Below are 21,388 nucleotides of genomic sequence, written 5' to 3' on the forward strand. Positions count from 1 at the left end.
CCTGATGCGATTCGCTTCGCTCATCCGCATCCTACGGTCGAGTCGAGCCATCAATAGACGCGTTCCTTGGGCGGGAACGAGGCCACGGTATTCGGCTGCGTCCGCACCGGCTTGTAGTCCAGGCTGTCATCCGCCAGCGAATACAGGCTGTGCTTGAGCCAGTGCTGATCGTCGCGCTCGGGGAAATCGATGCGCGAATGGGCCCCGCGGCTCTCCTCGCGGCCCAGGGCCGAGCGGATGGTCGCGATCGCGCAGTCCATCAGGTTCTCCAGCTCCATCGCCTCGACGCGCGCCGTGTTGAAGGTGCTGGAATGGTCCGCGATCACCGCATGGTTCAGGCGTTCGCGCAGGGCCTGGACCTTCTCCACCCCCTCACGCATCACTTCGTCGGTGCGGAACACCGAACAGTGGTCCTCCATCACCTTGCGCAGCTCGCGCTTGAGCGGCTCGACCTGCTCGGCGGAGCCGTCGCCCGGGTCCTTACGGTCCCAGCGTGTGAGCCGTGCCATCGCCTGCTCCACCGCGGTCTCGTCCAGCGCGCGGTGATAGCGGTTCTCGGCCAGGTATTCGAGGATGTGATTGGCCGCCGCGCGGCCGAAGACCAGGATATCCAGCAGCGAGTTGCCACCCAGACGGTTCGCCCCGTGCACCGAGACACAGGCCGTCTCGCCAGCCGCGTACAACCCGGGGACCGGGTCCTCCGGCGTATCCTTCTCCGGCGCCACCACCTGCCCGAAGCGATTGGTCGGGATCCCGCCCATGCTGTAGTGGCAGGTCGGGAACACCGGGATTGGCGCCTCGATCGGGTCCACGCCGAGGAAGGTCATGCTCGTCTCGCGGATACCCGGAAGCTTGTGCATGATCGTGTCGGCCCCGAGGTGGCGCAGATCCAGCAGCACGTGATCCGCGTTGCGCCCACAACCGCGGCCCTCGCGCACCTCGGTGGCGATGGATCGGCTGACCACGTCCCGCGACGCCAGGTCCTTCGCCCGGGGGGCGTAGCGCTCCATAAAACGCTCGCCCTCGGAATTGATCAGGAACCCGCCCTCGCCGCGCGCACCCTCGGTAATCAGCATCCCGCGCCCAGCAATGCCGGTCGGGTGGAACTGCACGAACTCCATGTCCTCCAGCGGTACGCCCGCGCGCAGCGCCATCGCCATGCCGTCGCCGGTATTGATCAGGGCGTTGGTGGTCGTCCGGAACAGCTGCCCCGCCCCGCCGGTCGCGATCAGCGTGGTCTTCGCCTCGATCACAATCGGCTCGCCGGTCAGGATCTCGAACGCCAGCACGCCGAGCACGTAGCCCTGCTCGTCACGCAGCAGGTCGACCGCAAAGTATTCGTCAAAGAAGTGCGTACGGGCGCGCAGGTTCTGCTGGTAGAGCGAGTGCAGGATGGCGTGCCCGGTGCGATCCGCCGCGGCGCAGGTGCGTGCCGCCTGCTCCTGGCCAAAGTTCTGGCTCTGCCCGCCGAATGCGCGCTGGTAGATGTTGCCGTTGTCCAGGCGCGAGAAAGGTACGCCAAAGTGGTCCAGCTCGTAGACCACCTTGGGCGCGGCCCGGCACATGTACTCGATCGCATCCTGGTCGCCCAGGTAGTCCGAGCCCTTGACCGTGTCGAACATGTGCCAGTGCCACGAATCCGGCAGCACGTTGGCGAGCGCCGCATTGACCCCGCCCTGCGCCGCCACCGTGTGGGAACGGGTCGGGAACACCTTGGACACCACCGCCACCTTGGCATCGCCATTCGACAGCTGCAGCGCCGCGCGCAGGCCTGCGCCACCGGCCCCGATAATCAGGGCGTCGAACTTGCGTCGTGTCACGTTCATGCCAAAACCTTCATGCAAGCCCCGCGCGAATCAGAATGAATAAGGCCCAGAATCCCATCAGCAGCAACCCCCCGGCCGCGAACACCAGCACGGTGAGCCGCGTCGCAGGTGGGTGCACGTAGTCCATCACCACATCGCGCAGACCGATCCAGGCGTGCAGCAGGAGCAACAGGACAAACAGGGCCGTCAGCAACCCGACAACCGGATGCCCGACAAAGCCCAGCCAGGCCGCGTGATCGGCCGGGGCCGCCAGGACAAAGAAACCCAGCGCCAGGATCACGTAGACCCCGACATACACTGCGGTGATGCGCTGCAAGAGCCAGGCGCGCTGTCCGCTCAAGAGCCTCACAGGACCAGCCCCAGCCAGACGAGCGCCGTCGCCAGAAGCCCCGCGTACAGCGCGTCACGCGCAGTGCGCAGCGAGCCCTCACGGTCTTCGCCAATACCCAGCTCCATCAGCAGGTAGCGAATGCCGGCAAACAAATGATGCAACAGCCACCACAACCCCATGGCCAGCAACACCAGCCCCACCGGATGATGGATGATCGCAACCACCTGCGCGAACCCTTGCGGGCTGGTCAGCGACCGATCCAGCAGCCAAAGCAGCACGGGAATCGACAGAATCAGGAAGACACCGGTGATCCGGTGCAGAATGGAGACCACGGCATTCAGCGGCAGTCGGATCTTGCGCAAATCCAGAAAGACGGGACGTCCCTGCCGAGTCATGCCACCCCCTTGAACGGGAAGAAAGGAAACCAGGGCTGACACCCTGCAAATGGTTCGTCTACTATCGAACCGCTTGGTTCAGCTTACCACCTCAAACCCTGGCCGTGCGCCCCGGATACCGATAGCCAATCGAGCCCGGCGGCGGACGACAGCGAGCGCTTCCACGGGAGATTTCCGATGCGCGAAGACTGGAAAAACCACTTGATCGATGCCGGCGCCGAGTTCGAGGAGGACGACCTCCTGCACTATGGCAACCCGGAGCGCGAACGGCGCATGGCCGTCAATGGCGAGGTGATCTGCGACCTCTCCCATCGCGGCCTGCTGGAGGTGCGCGGCGACGACGCTACCGACTTCCTGCAAGGCCAGTTCGGCAACGATATCCGCGCGGTGGACGCACATCACAGCCAGCTTTCCAGCTACTCCAGCCCCAAGGGCCGCGCCTATGCCGTGTTCCGCGTGATGCGCACCCGTGACGGCTACCTACTGGAGATGCCCGCCGACCGGATCGAGCCGGTAGCCAAACGCCTGCAGATGTTCGTGCTGCGCGCGAACGTCATCATCGAACAGGCGGGGGATTCGCGGATCCACTTCGGCTGCTCCGGACCAGATGCCGAGAAGGAACTGAACAATGCGCTGGGCGTCTGCCCCGCCGAAGTCGAGGAGGTCGTCGAGAAGGACGGCGTCACCGTGGTGCGGGTACCCGGCGTGCACCCGCGTTTCGAACTGTTCGGCGAGTTCGGCGCCATGCGCAAGGCCTGGGATGGCCTGAACGTCCACGCGGCCCCGGTGGGCCCGCGCGACTGGGCGCTGCTGGATGTCCTGGCCGGGGTCCCCACCGTGGTGGAGGAAACCTCCGAGAAGTTCGTGCCGCAGATGCTCAACCTACACGCCCTGGGCGCGATCAGTTTCGACAAGGGCTGCTATCCAGGCCAGGAAGTCGTGGCCCGGATGCATTATCTCGGCAAGCTCAAGCGGCGCATGTACCGCCTGGCGATCCACACCCAGACCCCACCTCAGCCCGGCTCACCGGTGTTCCGCGCCGACGGCAACCCCGACCAGTCGGACGGCGAGATCGTCGCCGCCGAACTGCACCCGGACGGTCTGTACTCCGCCCTGGCGGTACTGCAGGTAGCGGCCGCCGAGGGCGAACTGCGCTGGGACACCCCGGACGGCGCCAAGGCCGAGGTGGTCGAACTACCCTACGCGGTCCCGGAAGGAGCCTGACGCATGCGCTTTCTGTTTTTCTTCTTCGTCCTGATCTTGCTGGCACTGTGGGCGGCCTTCTTCAGCCGCCCCGACAACCCCACGCTATCCAACTGGCTCTACGCCCTGGCCGGTGTGCTGGCGGTGCTGTTCCTGATCGGCTATTTGCGACTCGACGGGGTCATCTGACCCGAATTCTCTGATCCAGATCGTGCACCCCACCGTGGCCCGGCACCGGCCGGGCCACGGGACTCACGACGCCAGCCGAGCCCGGCTATCCACCACCGGCTCACCCAGGCGCGTCTCCAGCTCCCGTGCCTGGCGGGCATAACGACCGGACAAGGCAAATCCCGCGAGCCGCTCGTCGGCGTGATATTCCAGGTGACGCCCTTCGCTGTCGCCCGAGATCTCCACCCACTCGCCCGCGCCCGTCTGCGGCGGGCAGACGTTCAACGGCAGGCTCCCTGTCTTGACCTGGACGATCCCGGCATCCGGCCGGTACACCGTCGGCTCGCCGGACAGCGTGCGCGCCAGTGCAGTTGCTTGCCCGCGCAGGGTCTCCACGTAAGGGCGTAACTGGCCGTCGAACTCGCAACCATCGCCCAGGGCGAAGACCGCCGGGTCGGTGGTGCGCAAGAGTGCGTCCACCTCGATCCCCGCGTGGCAGGCCAGCCCCATCCGCTCGGCCAGCTCACGGTTGGGCACCAGCCCGAGCGCGCTGATGACCACCTCGGCCTCTACCGATTCGCCGCTGGCAAGGGCAAGACGGGTCGTTCCCTCCGCAACCGGTTCGATGCGCTCGACGATCGCCTCGGTGTGCCACTGCACGCCGCGGTCCGCCAGCGCATTCTCCAGATCTCCGCTTAGCGACTCGGGCAGCAGATTCGGCAGCGGCCGCGACGCGCATTCGATCAATGCCACCGGATAACCACCGGCCGCCAGGTCATCCGCCAGCTCGCAGCCCACCAGGCCGGCGCCGATGATGGCCACACGGGTATGGGCCGGTGACCCAGCTCGCGCCTCGAGGGCCGCGCGCAGGGCGCGGTAGTCCTCCAGCGTGTTCACCGACAGCGGCGCCCTGGCCCCACCCGGGAACGCCATTTGCCGCGGACGCGCCCCGGTGGCCAGCACCAGCTGGCCGTACGGCACGCCGCCACGGGCGGTGATGATTCTTTGCTGCGCCCGCTGGACATCGAGCACGCGGACAAACGGCATCAGCTCGATGCCGAGCCGGGCGGCTCGCGCCACGCCAGTCTCCTCCACCAGATCTGCGACCGCGACGCCACGAGCAAAGGCATTGGAGATCCGCGGCTTGGTGTAGTAATCACCGGAATCGGCGGTCAGCAGGCGGATCGTGCGCCGCGGATCCCGCTCGCGCAGAGCCTCAGCCAGGGCCCAGCCCGCCATGCCACCGCCGACGATCACCACCGCGTCCGGATCGGCCGCGCCGGCTCCGGCACTCCAGGCCATCGCGGCGGCACCGGCGTCCGCGGTCTCGGCGCGCGGCTCCAGGGCGGTGAAATCCGCCTTGGTCACATTACAGTCGGGGCAGTACCAGTCGTCGGGGATATCCTCGAAGCGGGTCCCAGGGGCCAGACCGGAATCCGGGTCGCCCTTGGCCTCGTCGTAGATATACCCGCAGACCTTGCAGATATAGCGCTTGAACTCGTCGGTTTCGGTGCTCATCACGCGGCCTCCACGGCATCGAGAATGGCCTTCAGCTTCGGGTCCAGTTCGGACCCGATGGCGTCCAGGTCGGGGTTGGCCCACGGCGCGAACACGTCCCGTGCGGAGCGCGCACTGACGCGCAGCATCTCGCCATCGCCGGAGACGTGGATGCGCAGCGGGATGTCGATGCCGGCCGGCTTGCAGGCCTCCCAGACACGCACCGCGTAGCTCGGGTGAAAGATCTCCAGGATCTGGTCGGTCGGGACCTCGACCCCGATCTTCGCGGCATTGGCCTGGCCATTGATGTGCGAGACCAGCTTCAGCCCCTGGGCGTCAATCGCCTCCTTCAGGGTCGCGACCGCGGTCTCGGGGTCCAGTCGGGTAGTGGTTTCCAGCATGACGATTCCTTCGTTCGGCCGGGGCCCGGGTGGGCCCCGACCGTGGGTGATGGACTAATGCGCGTGGATGCGCGCCAGCTCCTTGCGCAGGTGCTTGATCGCCGGGGTCACGATGGCGACGAAGTACGACTCGCGCAGCTTGCGCTGGGCGGCGGCGTTCGCCAGATACCCTCGGGCCCCGGCATGCAGCAATGCCGACTGCGACGCGCGCAACGACAACTCGGAACCGGTCAGGCGCATTTGCAGCACATCGGCAAAGAAGCGCTCGGACTCATCAAAGGGTGTCTCCGACAAGGCGTAACAGGCAGCACGGCCATCCTCCAGCGCCTCTTGCAGCTCGCCGACCTGGTCATCCAGATAGCCATTCACGTGAGCCAGCGTCTCGTTGGCTTCGCGCATGCTCTGAATGCAGCCATCGATCAGTCCCAGCCCCATGCCCATCTGCAGCAGCACGAATCCGGGCCGGATGCGGCGGATGTACTCGGGCAGCGAGTCCGCCAGCACGTGCTCGTCGGGCACGAACACCTGATCGAAGTGACAGCCAAAGGTACGCGAGCCCTCCAGGGCCGTGAACTCGGGACAGGCCGTCAGACTGAAGCCGGGATCGGAGCAATTGATCAGCGCCATCACCGGCCGTGGATTCTCGCCGGTCGTGCGGAAGATCGCGCCGAAATAATGATCCTCACCCAGGTTGGAGACCCAGGGCAGCGCACCGGAGACCACATAGCCTCCGTCCACGCGTTCCGCGGAGAGCTTCAGGTCCTCGATATTGGCAAACCACTTCATCGGATTGGACAGCGCGGTCGCGCCCAGCGCCTCGGCATTCGCCAGTTTCGGCAAAGCCTCGCGCTTCAGGGTGTCCGAGCCACTGTTCTCCACGTACCAGGCACAGGCGTTCTGGCACCAGGCCACGAAGCCGGTGGTCATGCACTCGGCCGAGATCACCTCGGTCGCGCGGATGGCACTGGCGATATCCGTGGTACCGCTGGCGTTCTGACTGGCCAGGTGGCGGTTGAAGGCGCCGAGGCGACCGGCCTCGCGCAGGAAATCTTCGGGGTACAGGCCTTCGCGATCGATACGGGCGGTCAGCGGAGCGAGATCGCGCTCCACCAGCGCCCGCAGCGCGGCATCGGCATCCGCCGGCCCTGCGGCCGGCGATACCCCCGTCACGTCTTGAGTGCGGGTTTCAAGCATTGGGGTTTACTCCCGTTGGGCAGCAGGACCGGGCTCAGGCCAGCTCGACGCTGAGCTTGACCGGGTTGCGCATGGTGTTGGCGACCGGCGACCAGAAGTCGGCGTGGGCGACCAGCTCCTTCAATTGCTCCTCGCTGGCATCTCCTTCCAGGTTCGCCTTCACGCGGATATCGGAGAAGCCGAGGTGCTTGTTCACGTCGGTGTCCCCGACGCCCCATACGGCGGTCACGTTGATGTCGCCCTCCAGGGTCAGCTCAAGCTTGGTCAGCGTGATGCCGCGATCGACGGCGTTGGCGTGCATGCCCACCGAAAGGCAGGCGCCCAGACTGGCCAGCGCGGCTTCGGAGGGGTTCGGCGCGGTGTCGTCGCCCAGCAGATGCGGCGGCTCGTCGATCACGTGGGCCTCCAGATCACGCACGAAGGTCAGGTTGCGGAACTTGCCCTCACAGACCGTGGTGGCCTTCAGCGTCACGATGTTCTCGGGGTTGGCCTTGCCCTTGGCGGCGAGGTTGTTGAGGCCATTCTGGTCGATCGGCTCCAGGCCGTTGACGGACAGGGAGGTGGTGGCTTCGGCTGCAGACATGGTGGTGCTCCTGATGGTTTGGATTCGTCGATCCCCGGCTTTCGACCGGGTCGTCCAGCCCGGTGCAGAAGCCGTGCCAAAACCGTGCGGACCGCACCACAAAGCCATTTCCAGCCGGTCCACCCGAATCCAACCCATTCCCGGTCGGACAATCCGTCCGCTTTGTCCACTCGAATTGGTCCGAATTGTCCGGATTGTCCACTCCTCACTCCCCGCGCCGGATCCCACCGCTCCTGCGATGCCTCGTTCGCCGCTCCCTGTATTGCGCACCAGCGCGCCGTTTCGCCCCCGGGCCGGACGAAATTCCCGGGCAACACGACGGGTTTGGCACGCCCCTTGTAAGGAACCCCCTTGAACGCGCCGCCGACCCGATCCATCCGGCGGCTCATGAACGAAGGTCAAGAGGGAAACGCCATGGGCGCCGCCATCTCCATCGACTACATCACCCACCACTATCCCGGGCAGGAAGCCCCCACGCTCAAGGACATCCAGGTCACCGTCGCACCGGGCGAGACCGTCGCCCTGATCGGCCAGAGTGGCTGCGGCAAGTCCACCCTGCTGCACATGCTCGCGGGGCTCCTGCTGCCGAGCGAAGGCTGCGTGCGAATCAACGGCCACCAGGTCATCAAGCCGAGCCCGCGCTGGAACATGATGTTCCAGAAGCCCTCGCTCTACCCCTGGATGACGGTGCGCAAGAACGCCTCGCTGGGCCTGATCTTCCAGGGCCGCAAGACCGACATGCGCGAACGCATCGACCAGCTGCTGGAGACCGTGGGCCTGAGCGAGAAGGCCGAGGTCAACGTGCAGTCGCTCTCCGGCGGTCAGCAACAGCGCGTCGCCCTGGCCCGCAGCCTGGCCACCGACCCCGAACTGCTGCTGCTCGACGAACCGTTCTCGGCCCTGGACGCCTTCACCCGCGTCGCCCTGCAGGACGAAGTCACCCGCCTGGCCCGGGAGCGCGGGATCTCGGTGGTGTTCGTCACCCACGACATCGAAGAGGCCGTCGCCATGGCCGACCGCGTGCTGGTCATGGGCTCCAACCCGGGGACCATCACCGCCGAACTACCGATCGACATTGCCCACCCGCGCGATCGCAATAGCCAGGCCTTCGTCGACCGCAAGGCCGAACTGATGGGCTACTTCGGCGCCACCCGCACCCCGGCCGCTACGAAGGACGACTCCGAAGCCCAGACGCCCGAGACCGAAAGCGAACACGCCGAATCGGCCTCTACAGAATCCCGGGCACGCGTACGCGCCGCCTGATCCATCTCCACCACTGCCCCGAACCCGAGCGAGGAACCGCCACCATGTGCAACTGCGACAACCACCACGACATCGACAGCGAACTGGACCGGCTGCTGGATCGCAGCTTCTCCCGTCGCAACTTCCTGCGTACCGCCGCCGTCGGCGGCCTGGCCGGGAGCGGGCTTGCCCTGCCCGGTTCCCTGTTCGGGGCCGAACCCGGGAGCCTCGAAGAGCCCGAAGGCGTCGTCAGCGACTTCGACGGCGTCGTGCGCATCGGCTACATCCCGATCACCGACGCGGCCGCCCTGCTGGTCGCCCACTCCGAAGGCTACTTCGAGGACGAAGGGCTGGAGGTCGCCGACCCGACCCTGATTCGCGGCTGGTCGCCGCTGATCGAGTCCTTCGCCGCCAACCGCTTCAACCTCGTGCACCTGCTCAAGCCCATCCCGCTGTGGATGCGCTACCAGAACGACTTCCCGGTGAAGATCATGTCCTGGGCCCACACCAACGGCTCGGCCGTGGTGACCGGCCGCCATGTGGATGTACAGAGCTTCGCCGATCTCGGCGGCAAGAGCGTGGCCGTGCCTTACTGGTATTCCATGCACAACGTGGTCATGCAGATGGCCCTGCGCGACGCCGGCCTGACCCCGGTGATCCGCGACCAGGGTTCGGCCCTGGAGGCGCACGAGGTGAACCTGATGATCATGCCGCCGCCGGACATGCCCCCGGCGCTGGCCGCCCGTTCCATCGATGCCTACATCGTGGCCGAGCCGTTCAACGCCGCCGGCGAGCTGCTGGCGCGCGGCAACGTGCTGCGCTTCACCGGCGACATCTGGAAGAACCACCCCTGTTGCGTGGTGTGCATGAACGAGCGCCTGACCGACCGCGAGCCGGAGTGGACCCAGAAGGTGATGAACGCCGTGGTCCGCGCCCAGGGCACGATCCAGGAAGACAAGAAGAGTGTCGCCACCATGCTCTCGCGCGATGGCAAGGGGTATCTCCCGATGCCCGCCAACGTGGTGGAACGTGCGATGACGAACTACCACGACGACAGCACCTACGCCGACAGCGGCGCGATCCGTCACCCCGAATGGGAGAACGGCCGCATCGACTTCTCGCCCTGGCCCTACCCGTCGGCCACCAAGATGCTGGTCGGCGCGATGAACGAGACGCTGGTCGGCGGCGACACCACCTTCCTCGAAGGCCTGGACCCGGACTTCGTAAGTGATGACCTGGTGAACTACGACTTCGTGCGCAAGGCGATGGAGACGCACACCGCCTGGCAGGGCGCCCCGGGCGTGGACATGGATTCGCCCTATGCCCGCGAGGAGGTGGTGGTGCTATGAACCGCGAAGCCACTCTCTCCGCCGACACCGCGACCGTGGAGCGGCTCATGCCGCTCCTGCGGCTCGCGGACCGCGGCCGCCGGGCCCTGCAGTATCCGGCGCTCGGCATCGCCGGCCTGTTCGCCCTGTGGTACTGGGGCGGCTGGGCCATCGGCAACAACGAGGACACGATGGCCTTCGCCAGCTTCGCCCCCGGGCCCACGCTGGCGGCCTTCTGGGACATCGTCAGCTCCGGGGCCGTGTGGTCGCCGATCGAGTCCAGCCTGTACCGCGTGGGCTGGGGCCTGGCCTACGCCATTGCCATCGGCGTGCCGCTGGGCGTAATGATCGGCTACTTCCTGACGCTGAAGCAGGTCACCCACGTCCCGTTCCAGTTCCTGCGGATGATCTCGCCGCTGGCCTGGATGCCGGTCGCGGTACTGGCCTTCGCCACCTGGGATGCGGCGATCATCTTCCTGATCGCCATCGCGGCGGTCTGGCCCATTACCTACGCCACCGCGCACGGGGTGCAGCGCATCGATCCGATGTGGCTCAAGGTGGGCAACAACCTGGGCGCCAATCCGTACCACACCCTGCGCTACATCGTGATGCCCGCGATCGCCCAGGATGTGTTCGCCGGGATCCGCCTGGCGGTGGGTGTGGCCTGGATCGTACTGGTGCCGGCCGAGTACCTGGGCGTCACCTCGGGGCTGGGCTACGCCATCAACGATGCCCGCGACACCCTGGAGTACGACAAACTGGCCGCATTTGTCCTGGTCATCGGCATCATCGGCTACATGCTCGACGCCATCTGCGTACGCCTGATCAAACGCAGCAGCTATCACGCGGAGGGCTGATCCCTCCAGGCCATGCCCGGGCCCGGCCATTCCTGGCCGGGCCTTTTTGTGCGCCCGCAAAGCGGGCAAGCGCAACCCAACAGTGCAAGGCCCTGCCCCGCCTCGAGGCAACCGCGTCATCCCGACCCTGTCAAACGCCCCCGAACGCCCACCAACACGTCGTTGCCACACTGGCAGGCTTTCTGCATAACCCACGGCATGGCACTCCACCGCATATCCGATTCGACCCCACCGGACCTGGCCACCCGGGAGCAGGAGATCACCCTGCTGCTGGAGGTTGCCAAGCTCATGGGCCGCTCCGGCGACCCGGATGCCGCGATCTACCGCATCCTCGGGATGATGTCCCAGCTACTGGGACTCAACCGCGGCCGCGTCCTGTTGCCGGATCCGAACAGCGGCCAGCTGCGCATCCGCCACGCCTACGGCCTGACCGATGCCGAGCGCGACCGCGGCAGCTACAGCCTCGGCGAGGGCGTCACCGGGCGCGTCATGAAAACCGGCCAGATCGCCCTGATCCAGGACATCGACAACGAGCCCGAATACCTCGCGCGCGCCATTGACCGTTCCACCCTGCCGCAGGAGACCGTCGCCTACATCGCCGTGCCCATCGTCCAGGACGAGCACGCCATCGGCGTGCTGGGTGTGCACCGGCTGCGACGCCGTTCGCGCCAGTTCCAGGACGACCTGAACCTGCTGCGGGTGATCGCGAGCATGATCGGCCAGGTGCTGCGCATCCATCAGCTGATCGCCGAGCGCACCGCCGAGCTGGTCTCGGAGAACCGCTACCTCAAGAGTGCCCTGGATACCCAGGGCGGGCAGTACGGCATCCTCGGCGAGAGCCCGGCCCTGCGGCACGTCCTAAAGCAGGTCCACCGCATCGCGGACACCCAGGCCACGGTGCTCGTGACCGGGGCCTCCGGCACCGGCAAGGAGAAGATCGCGCGCATGATCCACCGGATCAGCCAGCGCAATGCGAAGCCGTTCATCTCCATCAACTGCGCCGCCATCCCCGCCGACCTGCTGGAATCCGAACTGTTCGGCCACGAGAAAGGGGCCTTCACCGGCGCCTCCAGCGCCAAAACCGGCAAGATCGCCCTGGCCGATGGTGGCACCCTGTTCCTGGACGAAATCGGCGACATGCCGGAGGCGTTGCAGTCGAAGATCCTGCGTGTGCTGCAGGAACGGATGGTCCAGCCCATTGGCGGCAACCGCGATCTCCCGGTGGACGTGCGCATCATCGCCGCCACCCACCAGAACCTGCAGGCAGCGGTGAATGCCGGGCGTTTCCGGCTCGACTTGTTCTATCGCCTGAACGTCATCCCGCTGCACATGCCCGCCCTGCGCGACCGCGCCAGCGACATCCGCCTGCTCACCCGCCACTTCCTCGACCGCTATACCCACCTGCATGGCTGGAACGTGCTCGTGGACGAGGGCGTGCTGGAGCGCCTGGAGGCCTTCGACTGGCCGGGCAACATCCGCCAGCTGGAGAACGTACTGGAGCGCGCCGTGCTGCTGTCCACCGACGGCCGCATCGGCACGCCGCTGATCGACGAGATCCTGCACGAGGAATCCCGCATCAGCCCGTTCGAGGGCGAGGGGCACGGCCTCCGCGACGAGCATTCACCGGCACCATCGCGGCACAATGAGTCCCGAACCCTGCCCTCTTCCGGCGCGTCCTGCACCAGCGCGGTGCGCCCATATCAGCGCGTGCACGCCACCGAGGCGGAGCGCCTGAAGCGCGCGATCGAGCAGACCGGGGGCAACAAGACCCGCGCCGCGATGGACCTGGGCCTGACCCCGCGGCAATTGCACTATCGCCTGAAAAAGCTCGGCATAGAAACCACTTAGGCCCACCGCTCAGACACCAGCGGACCTTTTGTCCGCTTCGTCGACAATGCCGACCAATGGTCCGCCCCCCGGCTCTCGCACGCCGCCAGGGCGGCCCATTCCCCACGCTTGGCATGGCACCTGCAATGACCCTCGACATGCGCGGCAACGATGCCCGCATCGATTCGACCCACGAGGAGAGCCGACCATGCCGACCAAGAGTCTTCACGATCCCTTTGACGCCAACGCCGACCTGCGCCATGGCTCCAGCTGCCGCCACGGGCACACCGGTCCCGGCAGCTGCAGCTGCTTCGACACCGCGTCCCCGGACCTGGAAGAGAAACTGGAACGACGCGCCACCCATGAGCCCGTACAGGCCGATGCCCACGCCACCGGCGAGGACCTGAGCGACGAGGCCATGGTCGATCGCGCAGTGGAGAGCGCCATCGTCCGCGGCATGTTCGGCCACAACGAGATCAACCGCCGCCGCTTCCTGCAGATGATCGGGGGCGGCACGGTGGCTGCGGCCCTGGGCTCCATCCTGCCGCTGGACAAGGTCAAGGCCGCCATCAAGGACGGCGGCCCGCTGGAAAAGACCAAGCTGCGCGTCGGGTTCGTCCCGATCACCTGCGCCACGCCGATCATCATGGCCCACCCCATGGGCTTCTACGAGCGCCATGGCCTGGATGTCGACGTGATCAAGACCGCCGGCTGGGCGGTGGCCCGCGACATGTCGCTGTCCGGTGAGTACGACGCCTCGCACATGCTCTCGCCGATGCCGCTATCGATGACCCTGGGCTCCGGCTCCTCGCGCGAGCACTACATCATGCCGGCGGTGGAGAACATCAACGGTCAGGCGATCACCCTGCACAACAAGCACAAGGACAAGCGCGATCCCAAGGACTGGAAGGGCTTCACCTTCGCCGTGCCCTTCGAGTACTCCATGCACAACTTCCTGCTGCGTTACTACGTCGCGGAACACGGCTTGGACCCCGATCGCGACATCAGCATCCGCGTCGTGCCGCCGCCGGAGATGGTCGCCAACCTGCGTGCCGAGAACGTCGACGGCTACCTGGCCCCCGACCCCTTCAACCAGCGCGCGGTCTGGGACGGCATCGGTTTCATTCACATGCTGACCAAGGAGATCTGGGACGGCCACCCGTGCTGCGCCTTCGCCTGTTCGGCCGCCTTCGCCGACGAGCACCCGAACACCTTCGGCGCCCTGTTCCGCGCGTTGATCGAGGCCACCCAGTACAGCTCCGACATCAACAACCGCGCCGAGATCGCCGAGGCCATCTCCCCGCGTGCCTATCTCAACCAGCCGCAATCGGTGGTGGAGCAGGTGCTGACCGGGCGTTACGCGGACGGGCTGGGCGAGGTCAAGAACGACCCGCACCGGATCGACTTCGACCCCTTCCCCTGGCACTCGATGGCCACCTGGATCCTCACCCAGATGAAGCGCTGGGGCTATGTGGATCGCGACTTCGACTACAACCGCCTCGCGGAAGACGTCTTCCTCGCCAGCGAGTGCGCTGAGGTCATGACCGAGCTGGGCTACGAAGCGCCGAGCGACACCTACAAGAACTTCGAGATCATGGGGAAGGTGTTCGACTACACCGACCCGGAAGGCTATCTCGACAGCTTCGACATCCGCAGGAGCTAAGCCATGTTGAGCAATCTCAACTTCCGGGCGACCGTCCTCTCGCTGGTGATGCTCGTGGTCTTCCTGGGCGTGTGGCAGCTGGCCACCGCCCCGGAGGTCCTCGCGCCGCAGCAGGGCGAGCTGAGCGAATACGAACAACTGATGGGGGGCGGGACCGATCGCAGTTCCAGCAGCGGCATCCCGGCCCCCACCCAGGTGTTCAGCCACGCCTTCAGCGAACTGAGCAACCCGTTCTACGACGCGGGCCCGAACGACAAGGGCATCGGGATCCAGCTGGCCTATTCGATCTACCGGGTCCTGCTGGGCTTTGCCCTGGCCGCGCTGATCGCCATCCCGCTCGGCTTCGTGATCGGCATGTCGCCGCTGCTCAACAAGGCGTTCGATCCGTACATCCAGATCCTCAAGCCGATCTCGCCCCTGGCCTGGATGCCACTCGCCCTGTTCGTGATCCGCGACTCGAACATGTCGGCGATCTTCGTGATCTTCATCTGCTCGATCTGGCCGATGCTGGTGAACACCGCCTACGGCGTGGCCTCGGTGCGCAATGACTGGCTGAACGTGGCCAAGACCCACCAACTGTCGAACCTGCGCACCGCGTTCACCGTGATCCTGCCTGCCGCGGCCCCGACCATCCTCACCGGCATGCGCATCTCCATCGGCATCGCCTGGCTGGTCATCGTCGCCGCCGAGATGCTCGTGGGCGGCACCGGCATCGGCTACTACATCTGGAACGAGTGGAACAACCTCGATCTCGCCAGCGTGATCTTCGCGATCATCATGATCGGCATCGTCGGCTTCCTGCTGGATGCCTCCCTCGCCCAGGCCACCAAATTCGTGCGCTACGCCGACTGAGTCGGCGCAGCCCAACCAGGAGACCAATCATGAGCAAGGGATTCCTCGAAATCGAGAACCTTAGCCAGCGCTTCCCGCAGCCCGACTCCAGCGAACTGATGACCGTGTTCGAGGGCGTGGACGTGACCATCAACAAGGGCGAGTTCGTCTGCCTGATCGGTCACTCCGGCTGCGGCAAGTCCACCATCCTGAACGTGCTCGCCGGGCTGGCCACACCGACCGACGGCAACGTAATCATGGACAACAAGGAGATCACCGGCCCCAGCCTCGACCAGGGCGTGATCTTCCAGAACCACAGCCTGCTGCCGTGGCTGTCGGCACGCGACAATGTGATGTTCGCGGTGCGCGCCCGCTGGCCGAACTGGAGCAAGGCGAAACGCCTGGAACACGCCGAGCGCTACCTGCACATGGTCGGGCTGGACGATGCGATGGACCGCAAGCCCTCGCAGCTCTCCGGCGGCATGCGCCAGCGCGTCGGCATCGCCCGGGCCTTCGCCATCGAACCCAAGCTGCTGCTGATGGACGAGCCCTTCGGGGCCCTGGATGCCCTGACCCGCGGGGTCATCCAGGAGGAGCTGCTGAAGATCTGGTCGGAGACCCACCAGACCGTGTTCATGATCACCCACGACGTGGACGAGGCGATCCTGCTTGCCGACCGCGTGCTGCTGATGACCAACGGGCCGCATGCCCAGGTCGCCGAGTCGGTCAAGATCGACATCCCTCGTCCACGCACACGGGCCACGCTGCACCAGGAAGAGGCCTATTACCCGATCCGCAACCATCTGGTCGACTTCCTCGTCGAGGGCGCCAAGGTGATGTCTGCCAAGGCCCAGGAGGCGGCCGCGCGTGGCGACAATCCGCGTCACAGCCCGCGCAGCGTCAACCCGGCCAAGCCCGAGTCCAACCCCGAACCCGGCCCGCGCATGGTTCGCGCGGTCTGACCCCCCAGTCCATCCATCGCATTCAAGGAGCACATGATGAGTCTCAGCAAGAGCGCCATGACCACCACCATCCTCGAGGCCAAGGAGAACCGCGGAACCACCTGGGCCGCGATCGCCGAGGCCACCGGGCTGCACGAGGTCTACGTGACCTCCGCCTGCTACGGCATGAACCACCTGGAGGGCGACCAGGCCGACAAGCTGGCGACCTTCCTCGGTCTCGGCCCCGAGGTCTCGCAGGCGCTGCAGGCCTTCCCGCACAAGACCTGGGACAAGACCATCCCCACCGACCCGGTGATCTATCGCTTCTACGAGGCGATCAACGTCTACGGCGACACCATGAAGGCGCTGATCCACGAGAAATTCGGTGACGGCATCATGAGCGCCATCGACTTCACCATGGACATCGACAAGGTCGAGGACCCGAAGGGCGACCGTGTGAAGATCACCTGGAACGGCAAGTTCCTGCCCTACAAGAGCTGGTAGCGTGCCCCATCGGTCACGCGGCGGCGAGGCGCGCCGTGTGACCGCCCTTTCCCGCGAGCCGGTATCCCAGCTCCCGTTCGCGCCCCAACGTGTACGGCAAGTCCCTTCGCATAGTAGGCTCTTGCCGATGCGCTATCTAGCCACCCTGCCCCGTCTGCTGATCCTGCTGATCAGCCTGTCCGTTGCCGCGCCCGCAATGGCGGCAGACAGTGACGGCGCCAGCGTATACACCATCGGCGTGCTGGCCTTTCGCGATGCCGAAGAGACCACAGCCCAGTGGCAACCCACAGCTGATTACCTGAGCACGCAGGTAGACGCGGCCGAATTTCGCATTCAGGCACTTAACTATCCGGACCTGGAGCAGGCCGTCGCCACCGGGGACGTCGATTTCGTCCTCACCAACACCGGCCATTACGTGCGCCTGGAAGCGCAACAAGGCATCACCCGCCTGGCCACCCTCATCGCCGAGGAGCAAGGTCAGCCCATTCGTCAGTTCGGAGGGACGATCCTGGTCCTCGACGAACGCAATGACCTCCAGTCACTGGATGACCTCCGCGGGCAACGGTTGCTGGTGGTGGAAGAAGACTCTCTCGGCGGTTGGCTGGCCGGTTACGGGGCCCTGCGCAACGCTGGCGTGGATCCATTCGAGGACCTGGCATCGGTTCACTACACGGGCATGCCCCACTACCGGGTGATCGAGGGCTTGCTAAACGGCGAGGCCGACGCCGGCATGGTGCGCACCGGTGTGCTGGAGGAACGGCTGCAATCGGGCGACCTGCCCGCCGACACCCTGCGTGTACTGGCGCCCCGCAAGACGGCAGGGTTCCCATTTGCCCACTCCACCCGGCTTTACCCCGAATGGCCGTTCTCGCGCCTTGGGCACACCCCTGACCAACTGGCCGAAGCCGTGACGATCGCCCTGCTGAGCCTGCCCGCGGATCACCCCGCGGCGCGCGAAGGCGGCTACCACGGCTGGTCGGCCCCGTTGTCCTACGGGGCGGTACACGAACTCCTGGAAGAACTCGGCCGCCCGCCCTACGACCGCACCGTGGCAATCACCCTGCGCGCCTACTGGGAGGCTCGGCCAGAGGTCCTGCTCGGCTTGATGGCGGGACTATTGCTGCTGGGTGGGTTGGCGGCGCTCTACTACCGGCGTCTGAACCGGCGGCTTTCACTGGAGGTAGAGCAACGCCGCGCGGCGGAGGGCCGCCTGCGCGCACACGAAGCTCGCCTGGCGTACCAGGCGGGGCATGACCCGCTGACCGGACTGCCCAACCGCACGCTGCTGCAGGAGCACCTTGACGAGGCCATGCAACAGGCTCGCCGGCGGGATGGCCTGGTGGCCATCCTGTTCGTGGATCTGGACCGCTTCAAGAACATCAACGACAGCCTCGGCCACCGCGTCGGCGATGACCTCCTGCAAATCCTGGGCGAGCGCCTGAAGACGCGCTTCAAGGCTCGCACCGTGGCCCGGATTGGGGGCGACGAATTCATCGCGGTAATCGACGACGCCGCAGAACATCAAGAGCTGGAGGCCCGCGCCCGGCAGCTGCTGGACCTCATAGCCGAACCCTTTGCCGTCGGTGGCTGGACCAACTTGCAGGTAGGCGCGAGCATCGGTATCGCACTGTTCCCGGAGGACGCCACCGAAGCCGGTGAGCTTCTCACCCAGGCGGATGCGGCGATGTACGAGGCCAAGGACGCCGGGCGCAACACCTTCCGCTTTTACCGGACCGCACTCACCGATGCCGCCAACCAGCGCCTGGAGATCGAGAACCGGCTGCGGCACGCCCTGGTCCAGAACGAACTGGAGGTGTTCTACCAGCCTCAGGTACACATGACGTCCGGGAAGATCACCGGGATCGAGGCCCTGGTGCGCTGGCGGGACCCCGAACGCGGCCTGATCGCGCCGGACGTATTCATACCGCTGGCCGAGGAAACGGGCCTGATCACCGCCATCGGGGATTTTGTCCTGCGCGAGGCCTGCCGCCAGGTCGTGGAATGGGATCGTCAGGGCCTGCCGCCGCTGGAGGTCTCGGTCAACCTGTCGGCCCGCCAGGTCGCCGCACCGGGCCTGCTCCATCAGCTCCGCCAGGTGCTGAACGAATCCGGACTCCCCGCGCAACGCCTGACCCTGGAGCTCACCGAAAGCACCCTGATGGAACAGGCCGACACGACCCGCGGCACCCTGCAACAGCTCAAGCATCTGGGCGTGGCACTGGCCATCGACGACTTCGGCACCGGGTATTCGTCGCTGGCCTACCTGAAGGAATTCGCGATCGACATCCTGAAGATCGACCAAACCTTCGTGCGCGACCTGCCAGAGGACCGCAACGACGCCGAGCTGGCCATGACCATCATCGACATGGCCCATAACCTGGGGCTGGATGTGCTCGCCGAGGGAGTTGAAACCCAGGCGCAACGCGCGTTTCTGGCCGCGCAGGGCTGCGATGCCTGGCAGGGCTACTTGTGCAGCCGCCCGCTTCCCGCCGCATCCCTGGCCCGGCTCGTGAACGACCACGAACCCGAGCCGTTCGCGCGCCCGGCCCCGGTAAAGGCCGCCATGGCAACACGACGCCACCTGCGCAGCCAACCCTGAAAAAGGAAAAGGCCTGCGAAAGCAGGCCTTTTCCTTGGTGTTTGGTGGAGCGGAGGAGGATCGAACTCCCGACCTTCGCATTGCGAACGCGACGCTCTCCCAGCTGAGCTACCGCCCCAAACAGGACGCGCATTCTAGCAACTCCACCGGGTGGCGGGAAGCCCCGCCCGCACAAGATTCACGAGACGCCCCGCCATGCCTCGGGATCACCTTTTCGCGCCGCACGTCACGGAACTGGGGCCTGGACCCGGTCTAGCATTAGGGCATGTCCGTCACCCACCTCCAACGACCCGGGGCGACCGACCCCAGCCTCTGGCGCGCGGGTCTGGCCACACGACGGCCCGCTGCTCGCTCGATATACTGTCCGACATGAGTTTGTCCGTTCGCATCCTTGGCGCCAGTGGCGGGATTGGCCCGGGCCGGCGTACCACATCCATCCTCATCGATAACGACATCCTTATCGACGCGGGCAGTGGCGTGGGCGATCTGACCCTGGAGGAGCTGCGGCGCATTCGCCATGTCTTCCTGACCCACTCGCACCTGGACCATATCGCCTTCCTCCCGATGCTGGCGGATATGGTCTACAGTCCGGATGCCCCGCCCATCCACGTCCACGGCCTCCCGGCAACACTCAAGGCCCTGTGCGATCACGTCTTCAACTGGGTGATCTGGCCGGACTTCACCCGTCTGCCACGGCCCGATCAGCCATTGATCCGCCTGGAGTCGCTGCAACCCGGACACAGCGTCGCAGTGGAACATCGCGAGATCCAGGTGCTGCCCGCCCGCCATACCGTGCCCGCGGTCGGCTACAGCGTCACCAACAGCGACGGAGCCGCCTTCGCCTTCAGCGGCGACACGACCTCCTCGCACCTGCTCTGGCCCGCGCTGAACGCCCTGCCCCACCTCGATCTGCTGATGATCGAGACCGGCCTTCCAGACGAGATGGAGAACATGGCGGACCTGGCCAAGCACTACACCCCGCAGCACCTGGGCGAGGACCTGGCACAGCTGCAGCACCGCCCGCGCATTGCCATTACCCATCTCAAGCCCGGCCACGAACAGGCCATCCGTCAGCAGCTCGCCCGCTCGCCGCACCACGACGGCATGATCTTCCTGCACGGTGACGAACGCTTCGAACTCGGCGCCCACCCTTAGCGGTTACTCATCGCTCGTCATCCACGATGATCGGGCGCGAGCCGCCCGAACACGCCACAGGCGGGTTGCCGCCGCACCACCTCTCGTTCACACGCCTGTAACATGCCTGTTATCTAATGCTGACCAGGTAATCACGAGACGGGGCCATGGCCACTCGAATTCTGCTGGTGGAAGATGATGCAGCGATCCGCGAGATGCTGCAGCTGCCGTTCCAGAAGGCGGGCTACGAGGTCCGCGAGACCGGAGATGTCCGCTCGGCAAAATCCCTCTTGCTGGAAGACCCACCGGATCTGATCCTGCTGGACTGGATGCTGCCGGACATCAGCGGCATCGACTGGGCGCGTACGCTCAAGACCAGCCCCGTCACCAAGGACATCCCGCTGATCATGCTGACTGCCCGCGGCGAGGAAGAAGACCGCGTGCGCGGCCTGGATGTCGGCGCCGACGACTACGTAACCAAACCGTTCTCGCCGCGCGAGTTGGTCGCGCGCATGAAGGCCGTGCTGCGCCGCACCTCGCCCACCACCAGCGAGGAACCGATCGAGATCGAGGGCCTGCGCCTGGATCCCGTCTCGCACCGCATCACCGGCAACGGCGCGGCCATCAGCATGGGCCCGACGGAATACAACCTGCTGCACTTCTTCATGACCCATCAGGACCGGGTGTTCAGCCGCGAACAGTTGCTGGACAAGGTATGGGGTACCAACGTCTACGTGGAAGAACGCACAGTGGACGTGCATATCCGCCGCCTGCGCAAGGCACTGGCCGACACCGGCCACGACCACCTGGTGCAAACCGTACGCGGTTCGGGGTACCGTTTCTCGCAAACCCCCTGACTTCGGC

At 66.0% G+C, this 21,388-nt stretch carries 20 protein-coding genes and 1 tRNA gene; 13 read left to right on the forward strand and 8 right to left on the reverse strand.

Features of this window, described 5'->3' with window-relative positions:
• Positions 1-50: 50 nt before the first annotated feature.
• From sdhA to sdhC, 3 genes are read right to left on the reverse strand one after another with little or no spacing between them, the layout of a single operon-like run.
• The gene (sdhA, locus tag F816_RS0102395) at positions 51-1,826 is read right to left on the reverse strand and encodes a succinate dehydrogenase flavoprotein subunit (RefSeq protein WP_019593382.1); all 1,776 of its coding nucleotides are present in this window, start codon (positions 1,824-1,826) and stop codon (positions 51-53) included.
• Positions 1,827-1,836: 10 nt separating this feature from the next.
• The gene (gene sdhD, locus F816_RS0102400) at positions 1,837-2,175 is read right to left on the reverse strand and encodes a succinate dehydrogenase, hydrophobic membrane anchor protein (protein ID WP_026333099.1); all 339 of its coding nucleotides are present in this window, start codon (positions 2,173-2,175) and stop codon (positions 1,837-1,839) included.
• Positions 2,172-2,552: a succinate dehydrogenase, cytochrome b556 subunit gene (gene sdhC, locus F816_RS0102405; RefSeq protein ID WP_019593384.1), complete on the reverse strand. Its 381-nt coding sequence runs from the start codon at positions 2,550-2,552 to the stop codon at positions 2,172-2,174. The genes sdhD and sdhC overlap by 4 nt, the downstream gene beginning before the upstream one ends.
• A 177-nt stretch (positions 2,553-2,729) precedes the next feature.
• On the opposite strand from sdhC, the gene F816_RS0102410 reads away from it, so the two are divergent.
• Positions 2,730-3,776 carry a folate-binding protein YgfZ gene (locus F816_RS0102410; protein ID WP_019593385.1) on the forward strand — a complete coding sequence of 349 codons (1,047 nt, stop codon included), beginning with the start codon at positions 2,730-2,732 and terminating at the stop codon, positions 3,774-3,776.
• A gap of 3 nt (positions 3,777-3,779) precedes the next feature.
• Complete coding sequence (locus F816_RS14940) at positions 3,780-3,944, forward strand: hypothetical protein (protein ID WP_018140916.1); 165 nt, start codon at positions 3,780-3,782, stop codon at positions 3,942-3,944.
• Positions 3,945-4,007: 63 nt separating this feature from the next.
• Here the strand turns inward: F816_RS14940 and F816_RS0102420 are convergent, their stop codons facing one another.
• The 4 genes from F816_RS0102420 to F816_RS0102435 are packed head-to-tail and all read right to left on the reverse strand — an operon-like array spanning position 4,008 to position 7,598.
• Positions 4,008-5,441 (reverse strand): FAD-dependent oxidoreductase, encoded by a 1,434-nt coding sequence (locus F816_RS0102420; protein WP_019593386.1) that lies wholly within the window; start codon positions 5,439-5,441, stop codon positions 4,008-4,010.
• Positions 5,441-5,821: a DUF302 domain-containing protein gene (locus F816_RS0102425; RefSeq protein ID WP_018176625.1), complete on the reverse strand. Its 381-nt coding sequence runs from the start codon at positions 5,819-5,821 to the stop codon at positions 5,441-5,443. Before F816_RS0102425 ends, F816_RS0102420 begins: the two co-directional genes overlap by 1 nt.
• Positions 5,822-5,875: 54 nt before the next feature.
• A complete protein-coding gene (locus F816_RS0102430) occupies positions 5,876-7,015 on the reverse strand; it encodes an acyl-CoA dehydrogenase family protein (protein ID WP_019593387.1) in 1,140 nt (379 codons plus the stop codon).
• 34 nt (positions 7,016-7,049) lie between these two features.
• The gene (locus tag F816_RS0102435; protein ID WP_018950241.1) at positions 7,050-7,598 is read right to left on the reverse strand and encodes an OsmC family protein; all 549 of its coding nucleotides are present in this window, start codon (positions 7,596-7,598) and stop codon (positions 7,050-7,052) included.
• Between the two features lie 414 nt (positions 7,599-8,012).
• On the opposite strand from F816_RS0102435, the gene F816_RS0102440 reads away from it, so the two are divergent.
• The 9 genes from F816_RS0102440 to F816_RS0102480 all read left to right on the forward strand — a co-directional run bounded on the left by F816_RS0102440 (position 8,013) and on the right by F816_RS0102480 (position 19,390).
• Positions 8,013-8,861, forward strand: a complete 849-nt coding sequence (locus F816_RS0102440; RefSeq protein ID WP_019593388.1) for an ABC transporter ATP-binding protein — start codon at positions 8,013-8,015, stop codon at positions 8,859-8,861.
• Between the two features lie 44 nt (positions 8,862-8,905).
• Entirely contained in the window at positions 8,906-10,189 is a 1,284-nt protein-coding gene (locus tag F816_RS0102445; RefSeq protein ID WP_019593389.1) for an ABC transporter substrate-binding protein, read from the forward strand.
• Complete coding sequence (locus F816_RS0102450) at positions 10,186-11,025, forward strand: ABC transporter permease (RefSeq protein WP_019593390.1); 840 nt, start codon at positions 10,186-10,188, stop codon at positions 11,023-11,025. The genes F816_RS0102445 and F816_RS0102450 overlap by 4 nt, the downstream gene beginning before the upstream one ends.
• 198 nt (positions 11,026-11,223) lie before the next feature.
• Positions 11,224-12,873 (forward strand): sigma-54-dependent Fis family transcriptional regulator, encoded by a 1,650-nt coding sequence (locus tag F816_RS0102455; RefSeq protein WP_019593391.1) that lies wholly within the window; start codon positions 11,224-11,226, stop codon positions 12,871-12,873.
• 187 nt (positions 12,874-13,060) lie between these two features.
• The gene (locus tag F816_RS0102460) at positions 13,061-14,515 is read left to right on the forward strand and encodes a CmpA/NrtA family ABC transporter substrate-binding protein (RefSeq protein ID WP_018169997.1); all 1,455 of its coding nucleotides are present in this window, start codon (positions 13,061-13,063) and stop codon (positions 14,513-14,515) included.
• A 3-nt stretch (positions 14,516-14,518) separates the two neighbouring features.
• On the forward strand, positions 14,519-15,367 hold the full coding sequence (gene ntrB, locus F816_RS0102465; RefSeq protein WP_018176619.1) for a nitrate ABC transporter permease: 849 nt from the start codon (positions 14,519-14,521) through the stop codon (positions 15,365-15,367).
• 29 nt (positions 15,368-15,396) lie between these two features.
• A complete protein-coding gene (locus F816_RS0102470; RefSeq protein WP_019593392.1) occupies positions 15,397-16,308 on the forward strand; it encodes an ABC transporter ATP-binding protein in 912 nt (303 codons plus the stop codon).
• A gap of 36 nt (positions 16,309-16,344) precedes the next feature.
• Positions 16,345-16,791: a cyanase gene (cynS, locus tag F816_RS0102475; protein WP_018145423.1), complete on the forward strand. Its 447-nt coding sequence runs from the start codon at positions 16,345-16,347 to the stop codon at positions 16,789-16,791.
• Between the two features lie 127 nt (positions 16,792-16,918).
• Complete coding sequence (locus F816_RS0102480) at positions 16,919-19,390, forward strand: EAL domain-containing protein (protein WP_019593393.1); 2,472 nt, start codon at positions 16,919-16,921, stop codon at positions 19,388-19,390.
• A gap of 42 nt (positions 19,391-19,432) precedes the next feature.
• Here F816_RS0102480 and F816_RS0102485 read toward each other — a convergent pair.
• Positions 19,433-19,508, reverse strand: a tRNA-Ala gene (locus tag F816_RS0102485).
• Positions 19,509-19,759: 251 nt separating this feature from the next.
• Here F816_RS0102485 and F816_RS0102490 point away from each other — a divergent pair.
• Positions 19,760-20,545, forward strand: coding sequence for a 3',5'-cyclic-nucleotide phosphodiesterase (locus F816_RS0102490; protein WP_019593394.1), 786 nt, complete (start codon positions 19,760-19,762; stop codon positions 20,543-20,545).
• A 146-nt stretch (positions 20,546-20,691) separates the two neighbouring features.
• Positions 20,692-21,381: a phosphate regulon transcriptional regulator PhoB gene (gene phoB / locus F816_RS0102495; RefSeq protein ID WP_019593395.1), complete on the forward strand. Its 690-nt coding sequence runs from the start codon at positions 20,692-20,694 to the stop codon at positions 21,379-21,381.
• Positions 21,382-21,388: the final 7 nt, after the last annotated feature.

It is taken from the genome of Thioalkalivibrio sp. ALM2T, from assembly GCF_000381505.1.
GTDB lineage: Bacteria > Pseudomonadota > Gammaproteobacteria > Ectothiorhodospirales > Ectothiorhodospiraceae > Thioalkalivibrio > Thioalkalivibrio versutus.

Excerpts from the sequence above, each read along its gene's own strand:
- F816_RS0102410 (WP_019593385.1), top strand. The coding sequence starts at position 2,730 with ATGCGCGAAGACTGGAAAAACCACTTGATCGATGCCGGCGCCGAGTTC.
- phoB (WP_019593395.1), top strand. The coding sequence starts at position 20,692 with ATGGCCACTCGAATTCTGCTGGTGGAAGATGATGCAGCGATCCGCGAG.
- F816_RS0102460 (WP_018169997.1), top strand. The coding sequence starts at position 13,061 with ATGCCGACCAAGAGTCTTCACGATCCCTTTGACGCCAACGCCGACCTG.
- F816_RS0102435 (WP_018950241.1), bottom strand. The coding sequence starts at position 7,598 with ATGTCTGCAGCCGAAGCCACCACCTCCCTGTCCGTCAACGGCCTGGAG.
- F816_RS14940 (WP_018140916.1), top strand. The coding sequence starts at position 3,780 with ATGCGCTTTCTGTTTTTCTTCTTCGTCCTGATCTTGCTGGCACTGTGG.
- sdhC (WP_019593384.1), bottom strand. The coding sequence starts at position 2,552 with ATGACTCGGCAGGGACGTCCCGTCTTTCTGGATTTGCGCAAGATCCGA.
- F816_RS0102490 (WP_019593394.1), top strand. The coding sequence starts at position 19,760 with ATGAGTTTGTCCGTTCGCATCCTTGGCGCCAGTGGCGGGATTGGCCCG.
- F816_RS0102425 (WP_018176625.1), bottom strand. The coding sequence starts at position 5,821 with ATGCTGGAAACCACTACCCGACTGGACCCCGAGACCGCGGTCGCGACC.
- F816_RS0102430 (WP_019593387.1), bottom strand. The coding sequence starts at position 7,015 with ATGCTTGAAACCCGCACTCAAGACGTGACGGGGGTATCGCCGGCCGCA.
- ntrB (WP_018176619.1), top strand. The coding sequence starts at position 14,519 with ATGTTGAGCAATCTCAACTTCCGGGCGACCGTCCTCTCGCTGGTGATG.
- F816_RS0102470 (WP_019593392.1), top strand. The coding sequence starts at position 15,397 with ATGAGCAAGGGATTCCTCGAAATCGAGAACCTTAGCCAGCGCTTCCCG.
- F816_RS0102480 (WP_019593393.1), top strand. The coding sequence starts at position 16,919 with ATGCGCTATCTAGCCACCCTGCCCCGTCTGCTGATCCTGCTGATCAGC.
- F816_RS0102450 (WP_019593390.1), top strand. The coding sequence starts at position 10,186 with ATGAACCGCGAAGCCACTCTCTCCGCCGACACCGCGACCGTGGAGCGG.
- sdhA (WP_019593382.1), bottom strand. The coding sequence starts at position 1,826 with ATGAACGTGACACGACGCAAGTTCGACGCCCTGATTATCGGGGCCGGT.
- F816_RS0102420 (WP_019593386.1), bottom strand. The coding sequence starts at position 5,441 with ATGAGCACCGAAACCGACGAGTTCAAGCGCTATATCTGCAAGGTCTGC.
- F816_RS0102440 (WP_019593388.1), top strand. The coding sequence starts at position 8,013 with ATGGGCGCCGCCATCTCCATCGACTACATCACCCACCACTATCCCGGG.
- F816_RS0102445 (WP_019593389.1), top strand. The coding sequence starts at position 8,906 with ATGTGCAACTGCGACAACCACCACGACATCGACAGCGAACTGGACCGG.
- F816_RS0102455 (WP_019593391.1), top strand. The coding sequence starts at position 11,224 with ATGGCACTCCACCGCATATCCGATTCGACCCCACCGGACCTGGCCACC.
- cynS (WP_018145423.1), top strand. The coding sequence starts at position 16,345 with ATGAGTCTCAGCAAGAGCGCCATGACCACCACCATCCTCGAGGCCAAG.